This is a genomic window from Campylobacter sp. IFREMER_LSEM_CL2101 (genome assembly GCF_025771825.1).
GTDB lineage: Bacteria > Campylobacterota > Campylobacteria > Campylobacterales > Campylobacteraceae > Campylobacter_D > Campylobacter_D lari_C.
On sequence record NZ_JAKMQZ010000021.1, the window covers coordinates 1 to 3,684 of the forward strand.

At 27.1% G+C, this 3,684-nt stretch carries 4 protein-coding genes; 2 read left to right on the forward strand and 2 right to left on the reverse strand.

Going from position 1 to position 3,684, the window contains the following annotated elements; translation table 11 throughout:
• Positions 1 to 49: 49 nt before the first annotated feature.
• Positions 50 to 799 carry a hypothetical protein gene (locus tag L8V88_RS07870; protein ID WP_263727455.1) on the forward strand — a complete coding sequence of 250 codons (750 nt, stop codon included), beginning with the start codon at positions 50 to 52 and terminating at the stop codon, positions 797 to 799.
• A gap of 192 nt (positions 800 to 991) precedes the next feature.
• On the opposite strand, the gene L8V88_RS07875 is transcribed toward L8V88_RS07870, so the two are convergent.
• On the reverse strand, positions 992 to 1,225 hold the full coding sequence (locus L8V88_RS07875) for an acyl carrier protein (protein ID WP_263727456.1): 234 nt from the start codon (positions 1,223 to 1,225) through the stop codon (positions 992 to 994).
• Between the two features lie 115 nt (positions 1,226 to 1,340).
• On the reverse strand, positions 1,341 to 2,837 hold the full coding sequence (locus L8V88_RS07880) for an amino acid adenylation domain-containing protein (RefSeq protein WP_263727457.1): 1,497 nt from the start codon (positions 2,835 to 2,837) through the stop codon (positions 1,341 to 1,343).
• A 58-nt stretch (positions 2,838 to 2,895) separates the two neighbouring features.
• Here L8V88_RS07880 and L8V88_RS07885 point away from each other — a divergent pair.
• The coding region (locus L8V88_RS07885) for a DUF2920 family protein (protein ID WP_263727458.1) at positions 2,896 to 3,684 on the forward strand (789 nt) is incomplete at its 3' end.

Below are 3,684 nucleotides of genomic sequence, written 5' to 3' on the forward strand. Positions count from 1 at the left end.
ATTACTTGATGTACAAAAATTAAACTAGAATACATAAGAAAGGAAATAAATGAAAAATTTTTTTAACTCATTGCAAGATAAAGAATTTATTTTTGCACCACAATGTTATAAAACATGTAATGGTGGATGTTGTCATAATATTCATGCACAATATTTTAAATTTAATAAATCTAGCGCAGTGATATTGCCCATGCTTGAAGTTGAATATCTTTCGCTAAAACAAGTTGGTAATACATATTTAGAAAATGGAAAAGTCAATACTTTTACTTTAAAAAATGGAAAGAAAATTAATGCTTATTTTACAAAATGTGATTTAAATGGACTTTGTGATCCTCATGGTCTTAGACCTTTGATATGCAAGCTTTACCCTTATTATCCTCAGGTTGATTATGAGGGAAATTTTTTAGGGGTTAAACCTTGTGCATTGTTTGATATTTTTTATAAAGATGCTAAAAAGCACTATTGTACCATAACTCATAGAAAAAATGATGAGTTTTTAAGAGAGTTTGAGCAAAGCACACAGGTATTAAGAAAGGAACCTATAATGATATTTGTATTTAAGGTACTTGAAGTGATAGAAGAAACTCTTAAACAATATACTTATGATCATTATGGAAAAGTAGTTTATCTTGAAGAATTAACGCATGAGGAAAAATTTGATTTTTTTGCTTTTCAAGAAATTAATTCCATGACTATGCAAGCATATAGAAATGACAAATTTATTGACAAAATCCAAGATATATATGATAATCTAGAGTTGCGATATCAAGAGCAATTTACAAATTATTTTAATGATTAGAGAAAATTATGCTCAAAAATGAAACTTATTTCATAGACTCTTGTGATGATGTAGAATTTAAATATAATAAATTAGAATATAGAATCCTTTAAAGATAAAAATTTATTTTTTATATGAGAATATAGTATAAGTTGTCTTTGCAAGATGAAGTTTTTACTTTTAAAGACAAGAGCTATAAATTTATGCTTGAGATTATATAACTTCCTCAAGCATATTTTTAATTGCGGAAAAGTCTTCGAAATTATCTGGAGTAATATACTTAGCATCTAAATTTTTTCCAATAAATTTTTCTATTTCAAGTATTAATTTCATCATATCCATACTATCAATGATATCATCATCCACTAAATTGCGACTGCTCTCATTGATATCATTTCTGTTAATTGCATCAAACATTTTTTGAATACTTTCGAATGTAATTTCCATTATTCTCCTTCTAAAATAAGTATTTTTTCACATTATAACATTTTAATTTTGCAAAATAGCAGAGTAATTGTTGTTTTTGTGTATTTTAATTTATTTGTAATAAAAATTGCATTTTTTATTTTACGATTTCTAAAACCTTCCTATCAATCTTCCCATTTGCATTTAAAGCAAATTGTTCTATTTTAACAAATTTCTTAGGTATCATGTAAGCAGGGAGTTTATCTTTTAAAAAGTTTTTAAAATCTAACTCTTCCTTGCTTTCATAAAAACAAATAATTTCTTCTTTAAAAATACAAGCACAATTTTTTACATTCTCATGAGAATTTATAATACTTTCTATCTCTCCAAGCTCTATGCGATGACCCATGTATTTGATTTGATGATCTATCCTTCCATAGCATAAAAGCTCGCCAAATTCATTATAAGCTACCACATCACCTGTTTTATAAAGCAAGTCTAGATAATTATCATGCAAAGGATTTTGCATAAAAGCTTGCTTTGTTTTTTCTTTATCGTTGTAATAGCCTAAAGAAAGACAAGTTCCTCTTACATAAAGCTCGCCTTTAATTCCTATTTGACTTGGAGTAATTAAATTTAAATTCTCATCAAGGACTAAAAGCTGAGTATTTTTACAAGCTTTTCCTATAGGTAAAAGCTCATCATCGCTAAATTGTCTATCAACTATGTAAAAAGAGCATACATCGGTAATTTCAGTAGGTCCATAAAGATTAGCAAATAAAGTATTAGGAAGGTATTTGCGCCAAATGTTGAGTTGTTTATTTGGCATGATTTCACCACAAAAAAGAATTTTATTTAAATGCCTTAGTGTAAAGGCTTCAAGAGCATTAGTATTAGCAAAATAAATCAGCACAGAAGGTACCCAGAAAATTGTTGTTATTTTTTCTTGTTCTAGATATTCTAAAATTTTATTTGGAAAAGCAAAAAGATGATTTGGCAGTATATGAAGTGTAGCTCCCATTTTAACAGAGCTAAATATATCTAATATGCTATTATCAAAGTAAAATGGTGCTTGATTAGCAAGTATATCTTCATGACTTAGCTTAAAAGTCTCACATACCCAAAAAGTATAATCAATTACACTTTTATGGCTTATGCTTACTCCTTTTGGAGTTCCTGTGCTTCCGCTTGTAAAAAAGACATAAAGTAAATTAGTATCTATGTGATTGTCTAAAGCTTTTTCTAAAGCATTTTCATTTACAACAAAGCTTTCAAAATCTTCTGTGAAAATGGTATCAAGATTAAAATCTAAATTTAATTTTTTAGAAGTAATTAAAAGCTTTGGTTTTAAAACTTCTATAACTTTTTCTACACGCTCTTTAGGGCTTTTTTCATCTAAAAGCGTATAAAAATTTCCACTTTTTGCTACACCAAAAAAAGAAAGCAAACAATCAATCCCTTTAGGAAGTATGATTAATACAGGATCTTGTGTGCTTTTAGTAGGAAGTTTAGAAAGAATTTTACTTGCTATTTTTTTACTTAAATCATCAAATTCTTTATAGCTTATGCTTTTACCATTAAACTCAACAAAAGCATTTTTACTTCCAAATTTAGCAACACTTTCTAGTAAAAAATCATTGATGTGGGTTGTCATGAGCTTCCTTAAAAAATTTTGGTTATAATAACATAAATTATAGTTAAGAAAGAAAAATATGCTCATAAATCAAACCTATTTCATAGACTCTTGTGATGATGTAGAATTAAATATAAAAAGAGAAAGTAAATTAGAATTTAAATTAACTTATGATGATAGCAAAGAAATAGAGGCGATTGTTTGTGTTATAAATGGTATTGGCGGAGATATAAAAGATGATTTATATATAAGTGATTATTGTGCTAGAAATTATAATGTAGCAGTTTTAAATGTAAATTATCATTGTATAGGAAATCGTCCTCAAACTGGAGCGGAATTTTATATAGATGAGATAGATAAAATGATACTAAAAGTCAGTTTAGACGCATTGGGGATTAATAATTTACCTATTGATGTACAAGCTTTAAAAACTTATGATGAATTTTATTGTGTTATAGATGTGATAAATAAATTTATAGAAAGGTTGAAAAAAACTCAAGAGTTAGATGAAAATTATTTATTGTATTTGAGTTTAGGATTTAAACCAACAAAAAATGAATATCAAAATTATGGTATTATGCAAACGATCGATGTATTAAACGCTTTGTTTTATACAAAAACAAAGATTTTGAAAAATAATAATTTGAAAGTAATTTTAACCGGGTCCTCACATGGAGGATATTTGGCAAATTTATGTGCAAAAATAGCTCCTTGGCTTGTTGATGTTGTGATTGATAATTCTTCTCATGTGACGCTTGATAACAACTTATGGCGTTTTGTAGGTTTTGGTAAAGAAGTTGATTATATTAAATATTGTAGTGCAGGGATTACGCATATATTTAAGAATGTTAAATTTGCAGCTTTCGAT

Coding starts and splice junctions, on each gene's coding strand:
- L8V88_RS07870 (WP_263727455.1), top strand. CDS start 50: ATGAAAAATTTTTTTAACTCATTGCAAGATAAAGAATTTATTTTTGCA.
- L8V88_RS07875 (WP_263727456.1), bottom strand. CDS start 1,225: ATGGAAATTACATTCGAAAGTATTCAAAAAATGTTTGATGCAATTAAC.
- L8V88_RS07880 (WP_263727457.1), bottom strand. CDS start 2,837: ATGACAACCCACATCAATGATTTTTTACTAGAAAGTGTTGCTAAATTT.